Origin of the sequence: uncultured Thiocystis sp. (assembly GCF_903866365.1) — a bacterium.
In the GTDB taxonomy this organism is placed as follows: Bacteria; Pseudomonadota; Gammaproteobacteria; order Chromatiales; family Chromatiaceae; genus Chromatium.
Genome location: NZ_CAIPNF010000054.1, coordinates 35,484 through 59,462, shown reverse-complemented (window position 1 = coordinate 59,462; position 23,979 = coordinate 35,484). Strand labels below are relative to the sequence as shown.

The 23,979-nt window shown below is 62.0% G+C and carries 17 protein-coding genes; 8 read left to right on the top strand and 9 right to left on the bottom strand.

The genetic code is table 11. The features are described from left to right. The 4 genes from QZY07_RS03290 to QZY07_RS03275 form a co-directional block, all read left to right on the top strand. The coding region (locus tag QZY07_RS03290) for a response regulator (protein ID WP_295399689.1) at positions 1-1,539 on the top strand (1,539 nt) is incomplete at its 5' end. After that, entirely contained in the window at positions 1,529-2,449 is a 921-nt protein-coding gene (locus QZY07_RS03285) for a diguanylate cyclase (protein WP_295399687.1), read from the top strand. The genes QZY07_RS03290 and QZY07_RS03285, both read left to right, overlap by 11 nt. Before the next feature lie 31 nt (positions 2,450-2,480). After that, entirely contained in the window at positions 2,481-3,965 is a 1,485-nt protein-coding gene (locus QZY07_RS03280; RefSeq protein WP_295399686.1) for a cobyric acid synthase, read from the top strand. 58 nt (positions 3,966-4,023) lie between these two features. Then, a complete protein-coding gene (locus tag QZY07_RS03275) occupies positions 4,024-5,655 on the top strand; it encodes a c-type cytochrome (protein ID WP_295399684.1) in 1,632 nt (543 codons plus the stop codon). A 60-nt stretch (positions 5,656-5,715) separates the two neighbouring features. Here QZY07_RS03275 and QZY07_RS03270 read toward each other — a convergent pair whose 3' ends face one another. The 9 genes from QZY07_RS03270 to QZY07_RS03230 all read right to left on the bottom strand — a co-directional run bounded on the left by QZY07_RS03270 (position 5,716) and on the right by QZY07_RS03230 (position 19,197). Beyond that, positions 5,716-6,018, bottom strand: coding sequence for a PTS transporter subunit EIIB (locus QZY07_RS03270; RefSeq protein ID WP_295399682.1), 303 nt, complete (start codon positions 6,016-6,018; stop codon positions 5,716-5,718). Positions 6,019-6,154: 136 nt separating this feature from the next. Next, positions 6,155-7,966: a retron system putative HNH endonuclease gene (locus QZY07_RS03265; protein ID WP_295399680.1), complete on the bottom strand. Its 1,812-nt coding sequence runs from the start codon at positions 7,964-7,966 to the stop codon at positions 6,155-6,157. 233 nt (positions 7,967-8,199) lie between these two features. Beyond that, the gene (locus tag QZY07_RS03260) at positions 8,200-8,883 is read right to left on the bottom strand and encodes a hypothetical protein (protein ID WP_295399678.1); all 684 of its coding nucleotides are present in this window, start codon (positions 8,881-8,883) and stop codon (positions 8,200-8,202) included. Between the two features lie 23 nt (positions 8,884-8,906). Beyond that, positions 8,907-9,845 carry a hypothetical protein gene (locus tag QZY07_RS03255; protein ID WP_295399676.1) on the bottom strand — a complete coding sequence of 313 codons (939 nt, stop codon included), beginning with the start codon at positions 9,843-9,845 and terminating at the stop codon, positions 8,907-8,909. Then, positions 9,838-11,565, bottom strand: coding sequence for a DUF3696 domain-containing protein (locus QZY07_RS03250; RefSeq protein ID WP_295399674.1), 1,728 nt, complete (start codon positions 11,563-11,565; stop codon positions 9,838-9,840). Before QZY07_RS03250 ends, QZY07_RS03255 begins: the two co-directional genes overlap by 8 nt. Positions 11,566-11,656: 91 nt before the next feature. Then, complete coding sequence (locus tag QZY07_RS03245) at positions 11,657-13,171, bottom strand: sigma-54 dependent transcriptional regulator (protein WP_295399672.1); 1,515 nt, start codon at positions 13,169-13,171, stop codon at positions 11,657-11,659. Positions 13,172-13,229: 58 nt separating this feature from the next. After that, on the bottom strand, positions 13,230-15,311 hold the full coding sequence (locus QZY07_RS03240; protein WP_295399670.1) for a PTS transporter subunit EIIC: 2,082 nt from the start codon (positions 15,309-15,311) through the stop codon (positions 13,230-13,232). A 22-nt stretch (positions 15,312-15,333) separates the two neighbouring features. Next, positions 15,334-17,865 carry a phosphoenolpyruvate--protein phosphotransferase gene (ptsP, locus tag QZY07_RS03235; protein WP_295399668.1) on the bottom strand — a complete coding sequence of 844 codons (2,532 nt, stop codon included), beginning with the start codon at positions 17,863-17,865 and terminating at the stop codon, positions 15,334-15,336. A 24-nt stretch (positions 17,866-17,889) separates the two neighbouring features. Continuing rightward, on the bottom strand, positions 17,890-19,197 hold the full coding sequence (locus tag QZY07_RS03230) for a carbohydrate porin (RefSeq protein WP_295399666.1): 1,308 nt from the start codon (positions 19,195-19,197) through the stop codon (positions 17,890-17,892). 311 nt (positions 19,198-19,508) lie between these two features. Here QZY07_RS03230 and surE point away from each other — a divergent pair, with 311 nt between their 5' ends. The 4 genes from surE (at position 19,509) to ccoN (ending at position 23,973) form a co-directional block, all read left to right on the top strand. After that, positions 19,509-20,258, top strand: coding sequence for a 5'/3'-nucleotidase SurE (surE, locus tag QZY07_RS03225; protein WP_295399664.1), 750 nt, complete (start codon positions 19,509-19,511; stop codon positions 20,256-20,258). Positions 20,259-20,407: 149 nt separating this feature from the next. Next, positions 20,408-21,235: a peptidoglycan DD-metalloendopeptidase family protein gene (locus QZY07_RS03220; protein WP_295399662.1), complete on the top strand. Its 828-nt coding sequence runs from the start codon at positions 20,408-20,410 to the stop codon at positions 21,233-21,235. 31 nt (positions 21,236-21,266) lie between these two features. Then, on the top strand, positions 21,267-22,280 hold the full coding sequence (gene rpoS / locus QZY07_RS03215) for an RNA polymerase sigma factor RpoS (RefSeq protein ID WP_295399660.1): 1,014 nt from the start codon (positions 21,267-21,269) through the stop codon (positions 22,278-22,280). Positions 22,281-22,539: 259 nt separating this feature from the next. After that, positions 22,540-23,973 carry a cytochrome-c oxidase, cbb3-type subunit I gene (ccoN, locus tag QZY07_RS03210; protein WP_295399658.1) on the top strand — a complete coding sequence of 478 codons (1,434 nt, stop codon included), beginning with the start codon at positions 22,540-22,542 and terminating at the stop codon, positions 23,971-23,973. Positions 23,974-23,979: the final 6 nt, after the last annotated feature.

Below are 23,979 nucleotides of genomic sequence, written 5' to 3'. Positions count from 1 at the left end.
GAGCAGCGTCCAGTCACCCCCGTCGATCTGCGCGGTCTCCGGGTGCTGGTGGTTGAAGACAATGCGACCTCGCGCGACATTCTGGTCAGTCAGATCCAATCCTTTCAGATGGTGGCGACTGGCGTGGCCTCGGGCGAGGCGGCGCTAGAGCGTCTGTCCGCGCCAGAGCAAGCCTTCGATCTGGTGCTGATGGATTGGAAGATGCCCGGGCTGAACGGACTGGAGACGACCCGGCGGATCCGTGCCGACCTCAAGCTCGACAAGACCCCGGTGATCTGCATGATCTCGGGCTATGCCCGCGAGGATCTGATGCAGCCAGCGGAACGCGCGGTGCTGGACGCCTTTCTGCACAAGCCGGTCAATCAGTCCTTTCTGTTCGACACCATCATGGGCCTGTTCGGTCATCAGGAGGCCGCGATTGCCGGCGACCTGATGCGCCTGCCCGCCGACACCCTCGACACGCCGCAGGATTTCACCGGGCGCCGAGTGCTGCTGGTCGAGGATATCGAGATCAATCGACTGGTCGCGATGGAATGGCTGGCGTCGGTCGGGCTGGAGGTCGACATCGCCGAGAATGGCGCGGAGGCGATCGAGAGGCTCGACCCCGCCCATCACGCGGCCGTGCTGATGGATCTCCAGATGCCGGTCATGGACGGACTGGAGGCGACCCGGCGCATCCGCGCCTGCCCCGAGCTGGCGGCGGTCCCGATCATCGCCATGACCGCCCATGCGCTCAAGGGCGATCTGGAACGCTGTCTGGCGGCGGGCATGAATGACTACGTGGCCAAGCCCGTGGATCCGGCGCGGCTGTTTGCCGCCCTGGCTCGCTGGATCAAACCGGCAGACGGTGTCCCGGTCCAGGGTCAAGCCGAGCCGACAACGCTGGCGGCGCCGGACGCCCCGGAGGAGGCGACTGCGGGGCCGCTGACCGGACTGTCGCTGCCCGGCATCGATCTCGCCGACGGTCTGGCGCGCGCGAATCGCAACGCCGCGCTCTATCTGAAAATGCTGCGCGGATTCAACCGGTCCTGGGCCGAGGCCGCGCGCCGAGCCGAGGACGACCTGGCCGCCGGACGCCTGGAGGATGCGCGCCGAGCGATCCATTCGGTCAAGGGCGTGGCGGGGAACCTGGGCGCCAAAACCCTGTACGCGCGAGGTCAGGCGGCCGAACGCATGATCGCCGAGGGCGCGTTCGATCCCGCGTCGGCCATCTGGCGCGACTTCTCCGCCGCCCTGAACGAGGTGGCCGAGGGGCTGGCGTCTTTGCCGCTGGAGTTCGCAATGGTTGCGCCCGTCATAGATGGCGATGCCGAACTGGATGCCGGCGCGCTGCGCCAGGGGCTCGCCGCACTGGTGGCATTGCTGGACGACGATCTGGGGCGGGCGCAGGCGCATCTTGAGCGCCTGCGTCCCACGCTGACCCAGCGTCTGGGCGCGGCGCGGGTGGATGCGGTGCTCGCGTGCATCGACGATTTCGACATCGATGCCGCCATCGCGGGCGTGAAGCAGATGCAAGGGGAATTGGAACGTGACGACTGAACGTGACGATCGACCGAAAATCCTCATCGTCGATGACACCAAAGAGAACATCGACCTGTTGATGGAGGTGTTCCGCGACGAGTTTCGGGTCAGCGCGGCCACCAATGCGGAGCGCGCCCTGAAACTGGCCCGCGCCGATCAGCCGCCCAACATCATTCTGCTCGACATCCTGATGCCCGAGATGAATGGCTACCAACTCTGCGCCGCGCTCAAGAACGACGAGACCACCAGGGGGATTCCGGTGGTGTTCGTGACCGCCGTCTCCGAGGTCATGGACGCCACCCGCGGCTTCGCCGCCGGCGCCGTGGATTACATCACCAAGCCCTTCCATCCGCCGATGGTCAAGGCGCGCGTGCGGCTGCACCTGGATCTGAAGAGCAAATACGACCTGCTCGAATCCTATGCCTTCATCGACGCGCTGACCGAGGTCAATAACCGCCGCCGCTTCGATCTGGTGCTGGAGGACGAATGGAATCGGGCGCGGCGTTCCAAGCGTCCGCTGTCGCTCATCTATCTGGACGTGGATCACTTCAAGCCCTTCAACGACACCTACGGCCATGGCGCGGGCGACGACTGTCTGCGCCGTCTGGCGGCGGCCATGGCGGGCGCGCTGCACCGTTCGGGCGACTTCATCGCGCGGCATGGCGGCGAGGAATTCATGATCCTGTTGCCCTACACCGATCCTGAAGAGGCCCTGGCCATCGCCCAACACCTGAACCAGATCATTGACGGTCTGGCCATTCCTCATGTCTCCTCGCCGGTGGCCGCGCGGGTGACCGTCAGCATGGGCGTGGTTTCGGTGGATCCGGACGCCAAACTGAGTCCTCGCCAGATTGTCGACGCCGCCGACCGGGCGCTCTATGCCGCCAAGCATGCCGGCCGTCATCGCATCGAGCAGGTCGCGATTTGAACCGCGGTTCACTCGAAACCGAGCGACAGCCATGACCGCGCGGACCCTGATGGTCCAGGGCACCACCTCGGACGCCGGCAAGAGCGTGCTGGTCGCCGGACTGTGCCGTGTCTTCGTGCGCCGTGGTCTGCTTGTCGCGCCCTTCAAGCCGCAGAACATGGCCCTGAACAGCGCCGTGACCGTCGACGGCGGCGAGATCGGCCGCGCCCAGGCGGTCCAGGCCCAGGCGTGCGGGATCGCCCCGACCGTGGACATGAATCCGGTTCTGCTCAAGCCCAACACCGATCGCGGCGCCCAGGTCATCGTCCAGGGCCACGCGGTGGGAAACATGGACGCGGTCGCCTATCACGACTACAAAGGCATCGCCCGTTCGGCGGTGCTCGACTCCCACGCCCGTCTGTCGGCAGCCTATGACCTGATCCTGGTCGAGGGCGCCGGCAGCCCGGCCGAGATCAATCTGCGCGCCAACGACATCGCCAACATGGGCTTCGCCGAGGCGGTCGACTGTCCGGTGATCCTGATCGCGGACATCGACCGGGGCGGGGTCTTCGCGCATCTGGTCGGCACCCTGGCGCTGCTCTCGCAGAGCGAACGGCGGCGCGTCGCGGGCTTCGTCATCAATCGCTTTCGCGGCGACCTCGCGCTGTTGCAGCCGGGACTCGACTGGCTGGAACGCGAGACCGGCAAGCCGGTGCTCGGCGTCCTGCCCTATCTCCAGGGCTGGCATCTGGAGGCGGAGGACGCGGTCGCCACCCAGCAAGTCGAAAAAGACCGCGCTGCACTGCGCGTGCTGGTCCCCGTGTTCCCCCGGATCAGCAATCACACCGATCTCGATCCGCTGCGCCTGCACTCACAGGTCGATCTGCGCTATGCGCGGGCCGGAGCGCGCCCGCCGTCCGCCGATCTCATCATCCTGCCTGGATCGAAATCGGTGCGCGCGGATCTGGACTGGCTGCGGCGTGAAGGATGGGAGTCGGCCATCGCGCGTCATCTGCGCTACGGCGGTCGGCTGATTGGCATCTGCGGCGGTTTTCAGATGCTCGGAACCCGCATCGAGGATCCGCTAGGTCTGGAGGGCGAGCCCGGTTCCAGTCCCGGTCTGGGGCTGCTGGATCTGGAGACGCGCTTGGCGCCGGAGAAGATTCTGGCCAATGTTCGCGGACGCCTGACGCTGGAACAGGCGTCGGTCGTTGGCTATGAGATTCATGCCGGCGTCACCGCCGGGGCCGCGCTCGACCATCCCGCCGCGATCTTGAGCGATGACGGAATCACGCGCGCCGACGGAGCGATGTCGGCGGACGGACAGATTCTCGGCACCTATCTGCACGGTCTGTTCGAGTCTTCCACAGCCTGCGCGGCGCTGTTACGCTGGGCTGGACTCAGTGTCCGCGAGACCCCCGATTATCAGGCTCAGCGCGAGTCCGCAATCGATCGGTTGGCGGACGCCATCGAGACACATCTGGATCTGGAGCGGATTGCATCGCTGACGAAGGAGGTCGGCGATAATGTCGGTTAGATTAGCGTTGCTTCATCTCACGCCATCGAACGCGCCCAAACGGAGAATCTCCAACGCGATGTTAGTCCGCATACAGTTCGCGATCCTCATTCTGCTGATCAGCCTCGTGACCGCGGCCTCTGCCGATGACGTCGCCAAGCGCTTGGTCACCCTGGGCGACCCGGCGCGCGGTATCGAGCCCTGCGCCACCTGTCATCAGGCGAATGGCGGTGGCAGCGAGTCGATCGGCGCGCCGCGCCTGGCGGCGGTGAATGCTTTCTACCTGGCCCAACAGATCGACAATTTCAATGACGGCAACCGCAAGCACTCCATCATGCAACCCTGGGCGGAGTTGCTGACCGACGCTGAAATCGCGGCGCTGAGCGAGTACTTCGCGGCATTGCCGCCCGCCAGCAATGCCAGGGTTCCCGCCGATAGCGATCCCAAGGACGGCGAGTGGCTGGCGCTTGATGGCGACTGGACCGAACGTCGGCTGCCCGCATGCGGGCAGTGCCACGGCCGGCTGGGTAGTGGGGTCGGCCAGCATTTCCCCGCGTTGGCGGGTCAGCCCTACAGCTATCTGGTCCGACAGATGGCGGCCTGGACCACCGGCGAGCGCACTGGCGATCCGCTCGGCATGATGGGCGCGGTCAACGCCAAGCTGTCGGTGGCCGAGATACAGGCCGTGGCGGCCTTCTATGCGTCGCTGCCGGTCGCGGACAGCGCCGTCGCATCGGGCGCGAGCTCGCCGGGGTCGAGCGCGACGGCGATGTCCCCGCCACAGCAGAGTTCCGAGCCGGCACCGATGGCTCACAAGAAGCCGCTGCCGCATCAAGGCGAGGTACCCTCTGGTCGCCTGCCTGGTAAAGCCGGGCATTTCAATCCGCCGGCTCGCGGCGACAAGCCTGGCGACGCGTTCGGCGAGGAGGTTGCCCTCGGCGAACGCATCTTCACGCAGACCAACAGCCACGAGATTTCAGGCAAGTATGTCGGCAATCAACAGACCTGCGAGGGCTGCCATCTCGACGCTGGCAGACTCGCCGACGCGGCGCCGATGTGGGCCGCCTGGGTGGCGTATCCGGCGTATCGCAGCAAGGACAAGCAGGTCAACACGATCACCGAGCGCATCCAGGGCTGCTTCAACTATTCCATGAACGCGCAGGCATCGGAAGTTGGCCATCCACCGGCCGCCGAGAGCCCCGTCATCCATGCGCTGGAGAGCTATCTGTATTGGCTCGCCACCGGAGCGCCCACTGGCGACAAGGCGATGCCCGGCCGTGGCTATCCGAAACTGGCCGAGACCGAGCAGGGTTTCGATCCGCAACGCGGCGCGGCGATCTACGAAAAGAACTGCGCGATTTGCCATGGCGCCGACGGCACAGGTGGCGATGCCAGCGACACGATGGTCTTTCCGCCGCTGTGGGGTGCGCGGAGTTACAACTGGGGCGCTGGGATGCACAGGATCGACACCGCCGCCGCATACATCAAGACCAATATGCCACTCGGAAACTTCCTGGAACTGACCGACCAACAGGCATGGGACGTAGCCGCCTTCATGAACGCTCATGAGCGCCCGCAGGATCCACGATTCGCCGGTGTTGTCGCGGAGACCGCTGAGCAGTTCCATGGGAGTCAATTTGACTACTATGGCAAGCGCGAGGGAGCAGACGGAAAGCTACTTGGCACATCGTCGCCGGGTTCTGCTCAATAGCGTGGCGATCGAACATGGCGCCCGCCGACCAAGTTGCCGGCGGGCGTCCCCTTCGCTGGCTTATCCCGCCATCGCCGCCTTCATCTCCGCCGCATACTGATCGGCATTCAGGCCGACCAGCAGATGCAGGACGTTGTCCGGCAGCCGCAGGATGCCCTGGACACCCGCTGCCGCCAGGGCCGTTTCATCGAGACTCGCGCCGTCGCTGACCCTGACCCGCACGCGGGTCTCGGCGCAGGCTTCGGCGACCTGGACGTTCTCGCGCCCGCCCAGGCCGGCCAGGATGGCGCGGGCGTTCTGTGGTGCCAGGGCGACGCGGGCACGTTCGGCCATGCTCGGGTTGCGTCGCTGGTCAGAGGTCATGATGAAATCCACTCATTGGCTGGCTGTCTTGGCCCGATCTGTACTCGGAAGTTTCCTCACTCCCTATCCGACTTCTGCCGTCTCGTCGGCGTTGCCGGGAGCGCTGATCAGGCCCCACTTCCTCGCTTGCCCAACATTAAAGCAGTTCCGGGGCTTCATCTCGAAGAACTTGCTCGGCGACACGGCCGAAAAACTGCCGGGTCGCGGTGAAGAATGGACTCAGGCGCCCATTCGTCGGCAGCAAGTCGACCGCCGCAAGGTGATAGACATTTTGATCTTCGTCGATGTGCTGTTGCAGCAGCTTGTCGAGTTCGTCCCACCACCGCCGGCGACGGTTGACGAGGAACGGGCAGTTCAGGTTCAGCAGATCCCTGGTATAAAGCGCCCGGTCGCGATCCGCCGAATCGAGTCCGAGAGCAGGCTCCACGCGCCCGTCGGAGAGATAGGCGAACAAGCGCGGGCAGTCGGGATCAAGACACGACACGAACAGCGCGCTGTCGTATGTGCTGCGCTTGGCATGTCCACCAAAGACCTCTGCGGCAGGGAGTGCCTTGAGGTCGCTGTCGGCCAAGGCGCTGGCCACCAGATTACCGTAGAGAAAGGTCTCCGCGGGGAACTGGCTCTTTGGCCTGAGGTGCTCGATGTGATAGCCGAATCCCTCCGGCTCGGCTTGGATCTCCGAATAGGCGCACAGCCTGTACTGCTCGCGGAGGAGTTTTTCCATGAGCGCGGGCTTATGCCGTCGAAAGCTCCTCCAGCGTTCCAGCACGTCGCTGCTGATCTCGCCGTAAGAGGCGGCGAGCGGCTCGCTGGCGACATATTGTCCCTCGGCCGTTCGTCCCAGGGTGCGAATCTGTTCCTTGTGGATGGATGTCAGCACTTGCGGACTGTGCGTCGTCACAATGAATTGGATCTTCGGAAATGCCTCCCGCAAACTGGCGATGACAACCTGTTGCCATTGCGGGTGGAGGTGCATGTCGATCTCGTCGATCAACACGATTTCATCGGTTTCCAGCGGTGCGCGGATGCCTAGCGCGGGGTTCAATTTGACGCAGCGATAAGCGATATCGCCGACCATGGCGATCATGTTGCGCTGACCGTCGCTGAGTTGATCCACTTTCAGTTCGCCAAATTCCGGATGGGACATGACCAGGGTTTGGTTGCTTGGGCTGTATCGCAGCCCCGTCCAACCCGAGCCGCTCATCATCCGGTCAACCGATGTGGAAACCGCTTTCAGGATTTCCCCATGATTCGTTGAATCGAATACGCCATGAAAACCCTGGCGTTCGAGCGTCTTGGTCTTATGTTCGAAATCGGCGGCGAAATTGAAAAAGAACCAGTCCAGGAAAGAGCTGTAATCCGACGTGGATTCCAGGCAACCATGGTAGGCATAGGTGCGCGAGAACAGCGCGTTTTTCTGCTTACGCTGGAGCCTAAGTTTGCGCTGCTTCCAAAGCCGGCCGGTCCCATAATATGCAATGACTGGCAGCTTCAAATCGGAGTGGTCGTCCTCGCTGTCGTGCTCATCCTGGAGCCTGATCCGGGCCTGATAAGCCGTCCCGATTTCAGCCAGGGGCTTGGCGTCTCTGATTGTCGTCTTCGACCCGCGACTGACCTTGTCGCGCGACCGCGACCAGACGACCTCCCGTCCGTCGATCACCGCCGTAGCGGAGATCACCGAAGGCAGCCGAGGCTCCATAACCATGGGAGCCGTCGCAGCGACTGGACGCATCGTCACATCGTCGATTTCGATCCCGGTCCCAGACTGCGTCCCGCTCACCACATCGAAGGCGCTGGCGTAAGGCCACAAGGCAATGCGGATCGCATCGAGAATCGCGCTTTTCCCTTGACCGTTCGGCGCGACCAGGACTGTCAGAGACTCATCCAGCGCAATGGTGAGTGTGTCGAAACAACGATAATTCGTCAGCGACAACCGAGTCAGTTTCATACGAGCGATCTCTGGCTGTCTCCACGGGCGCGTTCAGAATTCTTTGTCATATTTCGTGGTAGGCCGCCGGCTTGCCTCTGGATGATTCGGTTGATCGCGCAATAGAGCGCCTTCGGCAGAAAGGTCTTGCCGGTCCCGTGTCGCCCGATCACGAGATTGATCGGGGCCAAACCGCGCTAGGCGAAATCGGCCAACGGGCCGAAGTTCTTGATCTCGATTGATTCGATCATCCGTCACCCCTCTTGCTCGGCATCACGGTCCTGGCGTAGGTACACGATGAAGGCATCTTCCTGGATCCCGAAGGTGCCGAGCAGGCGTCGTATGTTGTCGCGAATCAGATTCGCGGAAAGATTGGTCTCCTCCACTACACCCCGCCCGTAATAACCCGGTCCGCGCAGGTCAGTCGCGTCTCGTGAGAAATACTTTCTCCCCTTGGAGCTTGTGAAATCAGTGTTATCGGGCAAAGCGTCGAAAACGTCTGGCTTCAGCGTCGCGAGATATCGGCATAGGGTCTCGTGGACCTGGGACCAGGTGTTTGTGCCATCGAAGGGCACCCCGTTCAGCGTGAATACCACCGGGCGCTTATAGCGGAAGTCTTCCTCCAGATTGTGCGGAATGCGACGATCAAGCGCGGCGATGATGCGCTCGCGCCGCTCTCTTTCTTCCGCAGACGCAGGGGCATGGGGTGCCTCGAAGGTTGAGACCTCCGTGAAATCTTCGACAAGACGCGACAGACGTGCCGAGGCGGCCTGGAACTCGTTGACCGCTCCATTGAAGTCGATCTTGAATTGTGCCCCTTTGGTAACAGCCTCGCTGTCGTTGTGGTCGATGTTGAGCCAGATGTCATCCGACAACGCGAGTAGATCCTCGCCGACTGCTTCGAGGTTGGTCAAAATGCTTTGGATGCGCTCGTGCATGATCCATGCTTGTGCCATAGAGGTTATTCTGTTGCTCCGATCGGAAACTGAAACTTCAAATCCCCCGGACGAACAGCAGGGTCAAAATCGCGTTGAATCTTGTCTCGGTCTACGCTGCTCAGTCGCGCCCAAGTCGTCCTCTGTTTGGTCAGCGTCGTGTCGAAACCTGCTTCCGCGAGGATGCCTATCAAGTCCGTAATCAAGAATCTCGCGTGAAAGTCCTGCCAGAAATGCACTTCAGCGCGGAGCCCAAAAAATTTTAGCTTCTCGTCCAACGGCTTGAACAATTCCGTGCCCTGGGGCTGTGAGAGAATTCTCCTATGACGCCCGTCTCCGAGACAGAAGCTCCGATGCAATTCTATTCGCGGTCTGGGCATTCTCCTCTGCAAGGGCTCCAGTAAACGAAAGAACTCACTGTAATTGTTCGTCGGATCAAGATTGGGATCGATGAACATCAACGAATTTGCACAATCAAGAATCTTCTGCAGCGCGCCCAAGAAGGACTCCGTCGTCCTTTCGAGCATGGCCGAGCAACTGCGAGCCTGCCACCAATTGCATCCAGGAAGCTTCTCTATGGAGGCAATCATTGGCTCAGCGTTGAAATTCCGTTTCTCCGAATATGTCACGATAACTCCCGTCAGAGGTGACTTCAGGTGGCTTGCCAATGCTTCCTGACACCAATCCACCGCGTTTGGGGAACTGCCGCTTGATTGTCGAGGAAAGCTTCGCAGCCGATTCCGTTGTTTGAGCTTCCGCAGTATCTCCTTCGCAAGACGATGAGACGATCCCAAGCGAGTTGGTTCGGAACACCACTTCGACCAATCGCCATCACGCAAATCTCGGACGAGTGCGTCGTTGTATAGCACGTCCTTGAGATACGGCAGGCACATATCGATATAGTCAGGCCGCGAGTAGCTCGAACGATCAAACACATCTGGCGTAAGCACGTATTCGTCAATCATCTCCGAACTGCTCCCGCAAACCTTCTTCGAAGAAGCCGCCCGGCCAAGCCTTGACCAGTTCCCCTGCCTCGTTCAGGGGCATCTGTCGAACGACAGTGCGGTCGCTGATGCGTTCCACGAACAGAACGGAAACGTCAGTAGGCTTCACCGCCAGCGGCCCGATTTGCCGCCCCGAGAAGGTTTCTCGCATGCGCCTCATCACCCTGAGCATCAGGTGCTCGCTGTGGGTTTCAAGCAAGAATACCTTCTTTCGATCTTGAGCCTGCGAAATGAACAGATCCGCCATTCTTACCTGAAGTGCCGGATGCAAATGAAGCTCAGGCTGTTCGATGCTGACCCAGTGCTCCCCAGTGATGGAGCCCGATTCATGATAGAGAGCAGCAACAATGACCGGCAGTAACTGAGAAAGACCGACGCCGACATCGTGCAAAGAAAGTTCGGCGCCAGAATGTTTATCTCTAAGGACGACTCGCGAATGGACCGGAATGTCTGCGAGTGCTATTTCCGCCTTTGCTCGTACATCTGTCTCTGATTCGATCAGACTCATGATTGGATGATCGACAGGAATATCGCGATACTTGACGACATCTATACTGTAACCAGAGTCAAGGCGATCAGGTCGAGATAACCACGCGTTCACATCTGAAATAAATTCATCGCTGGCGTTTTTGATAACTTCCCAAGCTACTTTGCCATTAGACCAAAGTGTCTCGACTCCAGATGACTGAAATGGTTGAAAACCCCTCTGCCTCGATGGTATGTCGCGGAGGGGGCCAAGAAAAGCCGAGTGATTCAGGAGATCATTTAATGTTGCCAGTGGGGTAAAAAGACCATCAGTAATGATGATGCACGCAATCTGATATCGGATCATCTCCAAGTCAGAGTCATCAGCCAATCTAGGCAAGCTTTTTCTCACTGCTAAACGCATTCTTGAATCTGCATCTCTGATTGCGCTCTTCTGATCTACTATTCCGAACGGAAACGGCTTTCCATCCCAAGGCGCTTCATTATTCTCTGTAACGAAATCCTCAAGCGCGGTGTTGGAATTATCCCCCGCGTATTCCTCAGGAGATACATTGCCGTCGAGATCCGCATCTTTTAGCCAGGCATCGTATCCAGTTTCATTGCCAGCAGACAGCGTTACGTACTGAGGATCGACGTTAATCATTAAAGGATGACAGAAGTTCAAGAAAGAAACCTGCGCTTGATCATCCGATGGTGAGTATGTAATATTTCCAAATAGAACCCCGTTCAGAGAAGATCGATAATCCGAGATATACGCCATTGACCTGGATGTGTCGTAACGAATGCCGAATGAGATTGTCGCGGTCTTGATTCCAGAAAGACTTTCCGCCGGTACGGCATTATGAGAACTGAATGCATAGAATTGTTCGCAAGCGCGATCAAAGTAACCCTCAAGATCATGACTTAGCTGGGCAGCAGGCAGCTCCATTTCGAATGTAAAACGAATAGTCTTACTTAGATCACGATCATTAACGCAATCTCGAAAACTTCCCAATTCAAGGCCCCGCCGCGCTGCGAGATCGAACGGGTCTAAACCAGGTCGATCTAGAATCGTGTTTGTCAATTGAAGCGCCTTGATGATCGTGCTCTTGCCTGAGGAATTCGGTCCAAAGAGAAGAGTCAGTGGCGCAAACTCGATCCGCACCGGCTCGCGGATGCCTTTGAAGTTTTCGAGGGTGAGGGCCTTGAGAATCATGATGGTGTCCGTTGTTGATCGTCGCTCTCAGCGCTTGATCGTATCAGTGTCGGATGCTTGCTTTGGCCAGCTTACAGCAGAAGTCGTGCCATCACGGCTCGACACCGTGCCGCTTGAGCCAATTGGTCAGTGTGGTCGCGTTGCCGAAACCGAGGAGCTTGGCGGCGCGGGCCTTGTTGTTGCCGGTCGCCTGCATGGCCGCGTCCAGATAGTGTCTCGCCACCTGATCGATGAGCGAATTGAGATCAATGCCTTGACGGACATCGCGGGCGAGGATCAGATCGCTTCCCGCGCTGTCGCCGGGGCTCGGCAGCAGGGCGTCGCGGGCGTCGTCGGCATCGATGATCGGCCCTGGGGTCCAGACAGCGGCGCGGCGCAGTGTGTTGAGCATCTCGCGGACATTCCCCGGCCATGGGTGTTGGAGCAGACGTTTTCTTGCGGTAACCGAAAGATTCTTCGGCTCATAGCCGGGCTCGCCGATGCTCTCACGGTTGACCTGGTCGAGCAGGCGATCGAGCAGCAGGGCGGCGTCCTGGTCGCGCTCGCGCAGCGGCGGCAGGTGGATCACGGCGACCGCGAGGCGGTAGAAGAGATCCTCGCGGAAACGCCCGGCGCTGACCTCCTGGATCAGACTGCGGTTGGTGGCGGCGATGAGGCGGACATCGACGCGAATCGGCGCGGTGGCGCCGACCCGGGTGATCTCGCCTTCCTGCAAGGCGCGCAGAAAGCGGACCTGGGCCGGCTTGGGTAGTTCGCCGATCTCATCCAGAAACAGGGTGCCGGTGTCGGCGGCCTCGAAGACCCCCTTGCGGGCATTGGCGGCGCCGGTGAAGGCGCCCTTCTCGTGGCCGAACAGCTCCGACTCGATCAGCTCGGGCGCGATGGCGCCACAGTTGAGGGTGATCATTGGCCGGTCATGGCGTGGGCTGGCCTGATGGATGGCGCGCGCCAGCAGCTCCTTGCCGGTACCGGATTCGCCCTCGATCAGGACCGGGATCGAGCGCAGCGCGACCCGTCGGGCACGGGCGATGACCCGCTGCATGACCGGGCTGTGGTGGATGATGGCCTCGAAGGCCGGCGTGGCTGGCGGGAGGCCGCTGGTCAGTCGGGTGAGTTCCGCGTCCGGCCGGCGGAGCAGGTCCGGGATGAAGTCGGCGGAGATCTGGAATGGAACCGCGACGGTGCGGACCCCGTGCTGGATCGAGGATTCGATCAGCGCCGCCGGGACGCGGGTCTTGGCGAGGATGATCCAGACCGCGGCCATGGCCGGGGTGCCGGGGCTCAGATGGAAGGTCAGGTGATCGGCCTGGCCATCCAGGTCTGCCGCCGCCTGGGCGGCGACGGTCCGCGCGTGTCGGTAGATGGCGTCGAAATCGGTCGGGCTCGGCAGCACGACGGGATGTGGAGTGATCCGCGCGCTGGTCCGCGGGCGGAGCCAATCCAGATAGGCATCCGCCTCTCCGGCCGTGCCGTCGCAGAGTAGTTCGAGCCGGTCGAAGCGCCCGGTCGCCAAGGCTTGGGCGACCGGTCCGATGCCGACCTGGTCGCTCTCGGTAACAGCCCGAAGATCCGTGCGGCCGAGCCAACTGATGAGGATGCTGTCCATGACCGGATAATACGTCAGGGCGTCCAGCCCTGACGGCCTTCGCGCACGACCCTTCCACTCACCCCGCCATGGCGGCCTTCATCTCCGCCGCGTACTGATCGGCATTCAAGCCGACCAGCAGATGCAGGACGTTGTCCGGCAGCCGCAGGATGCCCTGGACACCCGCCGCTTCCAGTGCAGGCTCGTCGAGCGTCGCGCCGTCGCCGACCCTGACGCGCACGCGGGTCTCGGCGCAGGCTTCGGCGACCTGGACGTTCTCGCGCCCGCCCAGGCCGGCCAGGATGGCGCGGGCGTGCTGGGGCGCCAGGGGATCGCGATGACGCGGCTTGAGGTCATCGCTCTTGTAGCGCACCTGCGGCGCGGCGGCGCCCTCCGGCAGCTCGGCCTCGGGTCCGGCGGTGCTCAGATACTCCTCCATGTCGGTCTTCAGGTTGTCCGATTTGGGTCCGAAGATGGCCTGAAGATTATTTCCGACCGTGACCACGCCGGCCGCGCCCAGTGCCTTGAGCTTGCCCGGATTGGCCTTGCCCATGTCGGCGACTTCCACCCGTAGCCGAGTGATACAGGCGTCGAGTCCTAGGATGTTGCTCTTGCCGCCGAAGCCAAGCACCAGCTCCTTGGTGAAGTCGTCCGCGATGACGGACTTGATATCGGCCATCTCTGGGGTTTCCGTCTCGCGCCCCGGTGTCTTGAGATCGAACTTCAGGATCAGCACGCGGAAGATGACATAGTAGACGGCGGCGAAGATCGGTCCCAGGATCAGCACCACCCAGGGCCGGATGTCGTTGACGTAGTAGAGCGCATAGTCGATGAAGCCGTGGCTGAAGCTGTAGCCCAGACGGGCGTCGAGCAGATAGGTGACGAGATAGGCCACGCCCACCAGCACGGCATGGACCACGTACAGCAGCGGCGCGACGAACAGGAAGGCGAACTCCAGCGGCTCGGTGATGCCGGTCAGGAAGGCGGTCAGTGCGGCGGAGCCCATGATGCCGGCGACCCGCGCCTTGTTCTCGGGCTTGGCGCACTGGTAGATGGCGAAGGCGGCGGCGGGCAGGCCGAACATCTTGAAGACGAAACCGCCGCCCAGGATGCCCGCCTCGTAGTCGCCCGCGAAAAAGCGGCTGATGACCCCGTGGACGGTCTTGCCGGTCTCCGGATCGACATAGGTGCCGACCTCGAAAAAGAAGGGCACGTTCCAGATGTGATGCAGGCCGAAGGGCAGCAGCATGCGTTCCACCACACCGTAGATTGTGACCGCCGCCGCCGGATTGCCGTAGGCCGCCCAGTCGCCGAAATCGCGGATGGCCGCGCCGATCGGCGGCCAGATGACGGCGAGGACCGCCGCCAGCCCGATCGCCGCGAAGGAGACGACGATCGGCACGAAGCGCTTGCCGGCGAAGAATCCGAGATAGGGCGGGAGCGAGATGCGGTAGTAGCGGTTGAACAGGAAAGCGGCGATCAGCCCGATGAGGATGCCGCCGAAGACGCCGGTGTCGATGGACTCGATGCCAAAGATCTTCTTGATCTCGGCGCGGCTCTTGGCCGGCGGAAAGGCGACCATCTCGCCCCGGCCCGCGTCATAGAGCGCGATGGCGCCTTGCTCGCCCATGCCAGACTGGAGTGCGAAGGGCACGCGCGCGCCGTCGCAGACCAGCGTCTCGTCCTTGACCTCATCGGCCCTGAGTTTCTCCAGCGTTCGCCCATCCTTGTCGAGACACTGGAAGCGCGCTCGCTCGCTGTCGTACTCGACATAGATCGCCTTGCCCGCCTCGCCGCTGATCCGCAGCGGTTCGACGGGGGCCGTCAGACCGATGAATTGCAGACCGATGACGCCCAGCGCCGCCAGCATGACAAAGTAGCCGACAGTGGCCGCAAGTGCCGCCACGCCGTCGTTCTTGGTGAAACCCAGGACCACGCCGATGGCGAAGATCAGCGGCAGGATCATGAAGATGGCGTCGCCGGAGGCGGACATGACCCGCCCGATCTCGGCGACCCAGGGGGTGCCTGCCTCGCGGGCGATGGAAGCCCCGACGCCGAGCAGGATGCCGGCGACCGGCAGCACCGACACCGGCAGCATCAGTGCCTTGCCGATCTTTTGCAGACCACCGAAGGTCGTGCCCCAAACGGATGAAATGCTCATGGTTGCGTCTCCCGTGGTCGGCTCAGTCATCGCTCTGGACCAGGGCGCGCACCTCGGCGGCGGTCCCCTGAGCCAGTGCCTGTTGGGCGAGGGTCTGGCACTCGGCGAAGGTGCGCGCGCGGACCGCGGCCTTGATGGCCGGGATCGCCGGGACGCTGACCGAGAGTTCTTTCACCCCGAGTCCGATCAGGATCGGCACCGCCTGCGGATCGCTCGCCATGCCGCCACAGACGCCCACCCATTTGCCCTCGGCCTGCGCGCCTTCGACCGTGAGCGCGATCAACCGCAGAATCGCCGGGTTCATGGCATCGGCCTTGGCGCCGAGCTTGGGGTGCCCGCGATCCATGGCGAGCCCGTACTGGGTCAGGTCGTTGGTGCCAATGGAGAAGAAACTCACCTCGCGGGCGAACTGCCGCGCCAGCACGGCGGTCGATGGCACCTCGACCATGATGCCCAGCTCAACGTCGCCGGCGTCCGGGAGCTTGGCCCGTTCTTCTTCCACCAACCCCTTGACCGAGCGGATCTCGTCCAGGGTCGCAATCATGGGGAACATCATGCGGATGATCCCGGTCTTGCCGGCCCGCAGGATGGCGCGAACCTGGGTACGCAGGATCTCCGGGCGGTCGAGTCCGATCCGTACCCCGCGAATACCGAGCATGGGGTTTTCTTCCCTGGGCATCGGCAGATAGGCCAGCGGCTTGTCGCCGCCCACGTCCAGGGTGCGGATGATCAGCGGATGGCCGTTCAGTGCCGCCGAAATATCGCTGTAGATCTGGGTCTGTTCGTCCTCCGTCGGGGCGGTGGAGCGGTCGAGATAGAGAAACTCGGAGCGCAGGAGTCCGACCCCTTCGGCCCCCAGGGTCATGCCCTTGCGCGCGTCCTCGAGCCCGCCGATGTTGGCCACGACTTCGATGTTGTGACCGTCGCTGGTGGTCGCCGGCTCGAAGGCGGCGGCCAGATCGGCGGCCTTTTTCGCGGCGATGCGCGTTTTGGCTAAGACGATGCGGTCGATCTCCGCCGGCTCGGGATTGATGCGCAGATGGCCCCGGCCGCCGTCCAGGATCACCTCCGAACCATTCGGCAGATCGAGCGCGCGGGGTTCGATCCCGGCCACGGCGGGGATGTCGAGCGCTCGGGCCAGGATGGCGACATGCGAGGTCGCTCCGCCACTCACGGTGGCGAAGCCCAGCACCTCCGCCGGGTTGAGCTGGGCTGTGTCCGACGGGGTCAGCTCCTCGGCGATCAGGATGGAACCGGCGGGGATTTTCGGCTCCTCGACCGGTTGGCCGGTGAGGAGGCCAAGGACGCGTCGGCCCACATCGCGCAGATCGGCGGCGCGACCGGCCATGACCTCGTTTTTGAGCCTGGACAGACGCTCGGCATGGGTCGTGTAGGCGCGCTGCCAGGCGAAGGCCGCGCCCTTGCCCTTGGCGATGGCACTCTCGGCGATGTCGATCAGATCCGGATCGCCCAGCAGTTCCTGATGCGCGGCGAAGATGGCCGCCTTCTTGGCGTCCGACTGCGCCTTCAGTTCGGTCTGCAACGCCTCCAGCTCATTCTTGCCCCGGTCGAGTGCGTCTTCGAGCCTGCGCCGCTCCTGGCGCGGGTCGGTGTCGCCAGTCTCGGGAACCTGGATCTCCTCGCGGCGCAATTGGTAGACCTTGCCGACCCCCAGACCGGGAGACGCGGCCACGCCCAGCAACAGATTCGGATCGTCCGACAGCGGCCTTGGGGCCGGGGCCTTGGCCGGATCGGGTTCGGTGGTGGCCGGGGCCGGGGCGGGCCGACTGCCCTCGTCACCGAGTCCGGCGGCCAGCTCCGGCGCCAGGGCGTCGATGGCCGCCTGGGAATCCGGACCCTCCGCGATCAGCACCACCTTGTCCCCCAGGGCGATTTCGAGCCCCATGATGGAGGTGACGCTCTTGGCGTTGGCCTGATCGTCGCCGCGCTGGAGCAGAATTTTGGACGCGAACCCTTTGGACAGGTTGGCGAGCACGGCGGCCGGACGGGCATGCAGGCCGGTTGGGTTGGGGATCAGGATCGCGTCGGAGGTCACGCGCTTGCCCGCGATCTCGGCGGCGGCGCCGGCGCCTTCCGCCAGGGTCAGCGTCAGACAGGGATCCTGACCGCCCCGCACCCGTCCGCTGGCCTGGACCATGTCGACGACCGATTCGCCATTGGTCACGATCATCAGGGTTAGAAGGCTCTTGGCGCGGGTGGCCAGGAAGTCGGCGTCGAAGGCGATCAGCGCATCGCCCGTGGCGACCTGCTGTCCCAGCTTGACCTTTGGGGTGAAACCCTCGCCCTTCAGCGTCACGGTATCCAGACCGATGTGCATCAGGATCTCGACCCCTTCGCCGGTGGTCAGGGTCACGGCATGGCCGGCGTGATGGATCTGGCTGATCGTCCCCGGACAGGGCGCCGTGAGCACCTGACTCAGGGGGTCGATCGACAGTCCATCGCCGACCATTTTCTGTGAAAAGACCGGGTCCGGAACCTGTTCGAGTGGAAGGATGATCCCGTCCAGGGGCGCGCGAAGCTCAAGTGTCAGCACTGCGTTTCTCCTGTGGATGGACGATCAGAATTGCACGCTCACCTTGGCGCCGATGACCAGTGCGTTGTCGATGTCGCCGGTCGCCGCCGGGCGGATAACATACTGAAGATCCGGCTGAATGGCGATGCCGTGGCCCAGCACGAACTTGTGATTCAGCTCGATCACCGCCTCGTAATCCTTTTTGGCCAAATCCTGGGCGTTGCGCGCCACATTGACGCGGTCGCCGAACCAGCCGCTGGTGATCGCCAGCCCCGTGGTGTCCCTGGGACGCGCGCGGAAGAGTCCTTCATAGATCAGGCCGGTGTTGACGTACCAGGTCATGGGATTGACGTCGTCGGTCAGGCTGAAGACGACCGCCCCGAAGCCCGAGAGTCCGCGATCGGCGCCGGCGCTCTCGCGGTAGAGCATCTGGTCCGCCAGCACCCAGCCCATGGCGTTGCCCGTTTCGGTGGCGTTGTCGAGCCGCCCAACGTTCTGAAATTCGCCGGTCATGTAGTAGCCGCCGATCTTATAGACCCCCGGCAAGGCATCCTTGGAATCGCGGTTGACGTGATAGTGAATCTCGCCTGCCAGGGTCACACCGTTGTCGCCGAAGCCCCAACTGGTGCCGTGATCGTTGTGGCTGGGACTCGTCGGGTCGCCCTCCTTGCCTTCGGGGTCGCCGTCGTAGAGGGCCGCCTGAATGGTCCAGCGTCTCGCCGGAGTATCATAGCGCGCCCGCGCGCCCCAGGTCGCCAGCGGATAAGCGGTGAAGGTGAAGGGATTCTGCAGGAACACTGGTTTGGGACTGCCGCAGAAGGAGTTGTTGAGGAACTGACAGTAGAGCGGCGAACGCAGAAAGTCGTCGTTCGCGATCAGACGCCCATAGGCGAGGTTGAGTCGGTCGTCGAGCAGGCGGGTGTTGAACTGAACATTGGCGAGCTTGACGTTCTGGCCGCCATAGAGTTCCTGGACGGTGAAGAGGTTGCCGCCCTCTGACGGCGCGACGAAACGCTCGGAGACGCTCAGACCGTCGCGCTTGGAAACCTTGATCAGCAGGTCGGTCCCGCCGATGCCCAGGAGGCGCTCCAGGTCGAAACCGAGATCCAGGCCGAGGTTGTCGGCATAGGTTCCGCCTTTCACCTCGCCGCCGGAGACATTGGCCATCGGCTCGGCGGTATAGCCGAGATTGAGGGTCACGCCCTGTTCCTTCCAGTGATCGCGCGCACCGCCCCAGTTGCCGGTGAGATAATCGCTATTTGGAAAGTCGGTCGCCGCGACCATCGGCGCAGCCAGGGCCACGGCAATCGTCAGTGTTGCCAGATCACGCTTGAGAGGTGGAAAGTCGGCCATTTTTGATGTGCTCCATATGATTTGAACTCAAGGGTGGCGCGGAGTGAGGCGCCGCTCGGGAAGCGTGTCGATGCTCCGGGATCTTTTCCCAATGGGAAGAATAGCGTCCTGACCTGTTGTGAGGTTGGATAGTCGCGTTCTAATCCCGCACGCTCGGCGATTCGATTCCGACCCTGTTGCTCCGTTGAAATTCTGGCTGACGGTTTCCTGATATCAGCGTGTGTGGCTGCCGACGCGGGCGGGATGCTCGCCGACCTTCAATTGGGTATGATCGCGACATTGTCCCCGCGCATTGATCAGGTCGCGTCTCTATGAAGATCCTTGTCAGTAACGACGACGGATATCAATCGCCGGGCTTGATTGCGCTTGCCGACGCGCTCGAACAACTCGGTGAGGTGGTGGTGGTGGCGCCGGAGCGCGACCGCAGCGGCGCCAGCAACTCGCTGACCCTGGATCTTCCGCTACGGGCAACGCGGATGGCGAATGGATATATCCGGGTGGATGGAACCCCGACCGACTGCGTCCATCTTGCGCTGACGGGTTTGTCCGAAACCGATCCCGATCTCGTGGTCGCGGGGATCAATCATGGACCAAATCTGGGCGATGACGTGCTCTATTCCGGCACGGTCGCGGCGGCGACCGAGGGGCGCTTTCTTGGACTGCCGTCAATGGCGGTGTCCATTGCCTCTCATGAGCCCCGGCACCTTGAGACGGCCTCCAGAGTGGCCGTGCAGTTGGTTTCCCGACTCTGCGTGAATCCGCTGGAATCGAGCATCATCCTGAATGTGAATGTGCCGGATCGGCCTTACGAGGATCTCAAGGGATTCGTGGCAACCCGGTTGGGGCATCGACACAAGGCAGAGCCCGTGGTGATGGCGCGGGATCCCCGCGGTCGGACGATTTACTGGGTTGGACCCGCGGGGCCGGAGCAGGATGCCGGGCCGGGAACGGATTTCGATGCCGTGCGCAATGGGTTCGTGTCGATCACCCCGTTACAGGTCGATCTGACCCGGCACGCCGCGCTAGAGACGCTTGGCCACTGGTTGGCGGCACGCGGGTGATGGCGAGTTTCGCGCCTTTGCTGACGGGGATTTCTTGATCGCAACGCAACCGCGCGTATGAATGATTGCGTGGTTTTGACGCATTGGCCGGATTGCCATCAATGCATGACCGCTGGATCAGACGCGGTTCAGTCAGGATAAATGGGTTCATGGGTGTCGAAAAAAGGCTTGTTTTGCTTGCCCTTTCGATGGTGTTCTGGGGGTCGTTCATCCTTGGCGGCTGCAGTTCCACGACCCCCGCGCCAGTGTATGGCTGGAATTGGCAGGGGCCGGCGCCCGACGGTTTCTACCGTGTGCGCAAGGGCGACAGTCTGAGCATCGTCGCGCAGCGACTCGGAATCGGTGCACGCAAACTTGCGAAATGGAATGGACTCAAGTCGCCCTATCTCATCTATGCGGATACCTTGCTGCGCGTTGCGCCGCCGGATGCCGCAACTCACGGACGGTCCGCAACTCCCGGACGAATTGCCAAGAAAGCGGTGATGCCAACCGGAAAACCGGATGCCACTCCAGGATCGCCCCGCAAGAGTGGCGCGAACTCCGTGGCCGCCGTTGCGAGAGCTACGCGCTCAGAGCCCCCCAGCCGCCGACCCGAGTCAACCGGAATCGCTTGGGAATGGCCCTTGAGCGGTCCGCTGCTTCAAGGGTTCCAAGCCAGCGACCGGACCCGCCAGGGTATCCGTATCGGTGGGCGCGCCGGCGAGCAGGTCAGAGCCAGCGCGGACGGTTGGGTGGTTTACAGCGGCGGTGGACTCAAGGGTTATGGCAACCTTATTATCATCAAACATAATGACCGATATTTAAGTGCATACGGCTTCAACCGCTCGCTGTTCGTCAAGGAGGGGGATCCCGTGACACGCGGTCAGGCGGTGGCGGAGGTTGGTCAGGGGGCCGAAGGGACCCATTTACTGCACTTCGAGGTCCGCCGCGACGGCACGGCCGTCGACCCGATCGCTTACCTGCCCCCGCGAAACTAAGCCCGTCCTAAATGAACGGAGGGAGATGTGGATGCCAATCGTCGAAGACCTGGAGGCAAACGAGAATCCGATCGAAGTCGACAGCGAATCGCTGTTGCTGCTCAATGAGGATTCCGAACCGATCATGGCCGAGGCGGTCGAGCCCGACGAGGTCGATGTTCCTAGCGTCGATGTGATTGCGCCAGCCAGCGAACGTTTCAGTTCGGGGGATGGCGATTTCGATGCTACCAGGCTCTATCTCAACGAAATCGGCGAATCCAAACTCCTGAGCGCCGAGGAGGAAATTTATTTCTCGCGCCTGGCCCAGGGAGGCGACAATGCCGCGCGCTCGCGCATGATTGTCAGCAATCTGCGGCTCGTCGTGAAAATCGCCCGTCGCTATCTGAACCGCGGCTTGCCGTTGCTCGATCTGATCGAGGAAGGCAATCTGGGGTTGATCCGAGCCGTGGAAAAATTCGACCCGGAACGTGGGTTTCGCTTTTCCACCTATGCGACCTGGTGGATTCGCCAGACCATCGAGCGGGCGATCATGAATCAGACCCGCACGGTGCGTCTCCCGATTCATGTCGTCAAGGAGATCAATATCTATCTCAAGGCGGCCCGCAGTCTTGGACAGCGGCTCGATCATGAGCCAACCACGGAGGAGATCGCTAACCTGCTCGACAAGCCCATCGGCGAAGTCAAGCGCATGCTGGGGCTGAACGAGCGCATCTCCTCGGTCGACACGCCTTTCAGCAAGGATGCCGACAAGCCATTGCTGGATATGCTGGAGGACGAGGCGGCCGGCGATCCGTCCGATCATATCCAGGATACCGATATCCAGGCCAATCTTGAACATTGGTTGGGGAAACTCAACGACAAGCAACGTGAAGTCGTGGAGAGGCGCTTTGGCTTGCACGGTTATGAATATTCGACGCTAGAGAGCGTCGCCCAGGAACTGGGCGTCACTCGCGAGCGCGTGCGTCAGATCCAGATGGACGCACTCAAGCGTCTGCGGGATATCCTCGAAAAAGAGGGGTTTTCGGTCGACTCCTTCTTCAAATAATCCGCAGCGTTTCCTCACGCGCCAGGGATGTATGTCGTCCAGCGCGGCTTATCTTCGGTCTCGCCAACTCGTCGAACAGATCTTCGTCCATGGCTGGTTTTATGGGGGCATTCGCCTTGCTGCGTATTGACTTTGGATAAGCGATCCAGTGTGATGCAGTTTGCGACGCCCAGGGAACGAGGCCTTTGAACCCGACGGCCGGAATGCCTTATAACCTTAAATTACATACTGTTTTCCCTGATGTTCCCTGGGAGGGTCTATGCAAGCCAGTCTGGAGCAGAAGTATAACTTCGATGTTGTCCGCTGGTTCACGATCATGGCCGTTGTCTACCTGGTGGTGGGCGCGTCCGTCGGGGTCTATATCGCGTCGGAACTGGCCTGGCCATTCCTGAATTTCGATAGTCCCTATATCTCCTTCGGACGCCTGCGTCCGGTGCATACCAACGCCGTCATCTTCGCCTTCGGCGGCTGTACCTTGATGGCCACCGCCTTCTATAGCGTACAGCGCACCTGCGGCGTGCGGTTGTGGAGCGACAAGATGGCGCGCTTCACCTTCTGGGGCTGGAACGCGGTGATCGTGCTGGCGGTGCTGACCCTGCCGTTCGGTCTGACCCAGTCCAAGGAATATGCCGAGCTGGAATGGCCGATCGACATCCTGATCGCGGTCGTCTGGCTCTCCTTCACCATCAACTTCATCATGACCATCGCGACCCGGAAGTCGTCGCACATCTATGTGTCGAACTGGTTCTTCCTCGGCATGATGATCATGATCGTCTATCTGCATGTCGTGAACAGCCTCGCCATCCCGGTCGGCCTGTTCAAGTCCTACTCCATCTTTTCCGGGGTGCAGGACGCCATGATCCAGTGGTGGTGGGGACATAACGCGGTCGGCTTCTATCTGACCGCCGGCTTCCTCGGCATCATGTATTACTTCGTGCCCAAGCAGGCCGGGCGTCCGATCTATTCCTACCGACTCTCGGTCATCCACTTCTGGGCGCTGATGTTCGGTTATGTCTGGCTCGGCGCGCACCATCTGCAATACACGGCGCTGCCCGACTGGACCGGCTCGCTCGGCGCCGCCGTGTCGATCGCCATGATCATTCCCTCCTGGGGCGGTGCCGTAAACGGCATGATGACACTCTCGGGCGCCTGGGACCGGCTGCGGACCGACTATGTGCTGCGTTTCCTCATCATCGCGTTGGCCTTCTACGCCATGTCCACCTTCGAGGGGCCGGTGATGGCGCTCAAGACCGTCAACGCGCTCTCGCATTACACCGACTGGACCATCGGCCACGTACACTCGGGCGCGCTGGGCTGGGTCGCGGGCGTCTCCATCGGGGCCATCTATCACCTGATGACACGGCTTTATCACACCGAGATGTTCTCGGAGCGGCTGATCAACTTCCATTTCTGGACCGCGACCATCGGCACCGTCATCTACATCGTCGCCATGTGGGTCTCGGGCATCATGCAGGGTCTGATGTGGCGCGCCTACGACGAGTACGGCACCCTGGCCTACACCTTCGTCGAATCGGTCGACGCCATGCATCCCTACTACGCCATGCGCGCGATCGGCGGTGGCATCTTCCTGCTCGGTGCGGTCGTGATGCTCTTCAATGTGCTCATGACCGTGCGTAAATCCGCCGTCGAGGGCAGCCTGACCAAGGCGCGCGCACTCGCGGTTGCCGCCTGATTCCTG

What these genes read in the sequence shown, in the direction of transcription:
- QZY07_RS03280 (WP_295399686.1), top strand. Translation starts at nt 2,481, where the DNA reads ATGACCGCGCGGACCCTGATGGTCCAGGGCACCACCTCGGACGCCGGC.
- QZY07_RS03275 (WP_295399684.1), top strand. Translation starts at nt 4,024, where the DNA reads ATGTTAGTCCGCATACAGTTCGCGATCCTCATTCTGCTGATCAGCCTC.
- QZY07_RS03270 (WP_295399682.1), bottom strand. Translation starts at nt 6,018, where the DNA reads ATGACCTCTGACCAGCGACGCAACCCGAGCATGGCCGAACGTGCCCGC.
- QZY07_RS03265 (WP_295399680.1), bottom strand. Translation starts at nt 7,966, where the DNA reads ATGAAACTGACTCGGTTGTCGCTGACGAATTATCGTTGTTTCGACACA.
- QZY07_RS03260 (WP_295399678.1), bottom strand. Translation starts at nt 8,883, where the DNA reads ATGCACGAGCGCATCCAAAGCATTTTGACCAACCTCGAAGCAGTCGGC.
- QZY07_RS03255 (WP_295399676.1), bottom strand. Translation starts at nt 9,845, where the DNA reads ATGATTGACGAATACGTGCTTACGCCAGATGTGTTTGATCGTTCGAGC.
- QZY07_RS03250 (WP_295399674.1), bottom strand. Translation starts at nt 11,565, where the DNA reads ATGATTCTCAAGGCCCTCACCCTCGAAAACTTCAAAGGCATCCGCGAG.
- QZY07_RS03245 (WP_295399672.1), bottom strand. Translation starts at nt 13,171, where the DNA reads ATGGACAGCATCCTCATCAGTTGGCTCGGCCGCACGGATCTTCGGGCT.
- QZY07_RS03240 (WP_295399670.1), bottom strand. Translation starts at nt 15,311, where the DNA reads ATGAGCATTTCATCCGTTTGGGGCACGACCTTCGGTGGTCTGCAAAAG.
- QZY07_RS03230 (WP_295399666.1), bottom strand. Translation starts at nt 19,197, where the DNA reads ATGGCCGACTTTCCACCTCTCAAGCGTGATCTGGCAACACTGACGATT.
- surE (WP_295399664.1), top strand. Translation starts at nt 19,509, where the DNA reads ATGAAGATCCTTGTCAGTAACGACGACGGATATCAATCGCCGGGCTTG.
- QZY07_RS03220 (WP_295399662.1), top strand. Translation starts at nt 20,408, where the DNA reads ATGGGTGTCGAAAAAAGGCTTGTTTTGCTTGCCCTTTCGATGGTGTTC.
- rpoS (WP_295399660.1), top strand. Translation starts at nt 21,267, where the DNA reads ATGCCAATCGTCGAAGACCTGGAGGCAAACGAGAATCCGATCGAAGTC.
- ccoN (WP_295399658.1), top strand. Translation starts at nt 22,540, where the DNA reads ATGCAAGCCAGTCTGGAGCAGAAGTATAACTTCGATGTTGTCCGCTGG.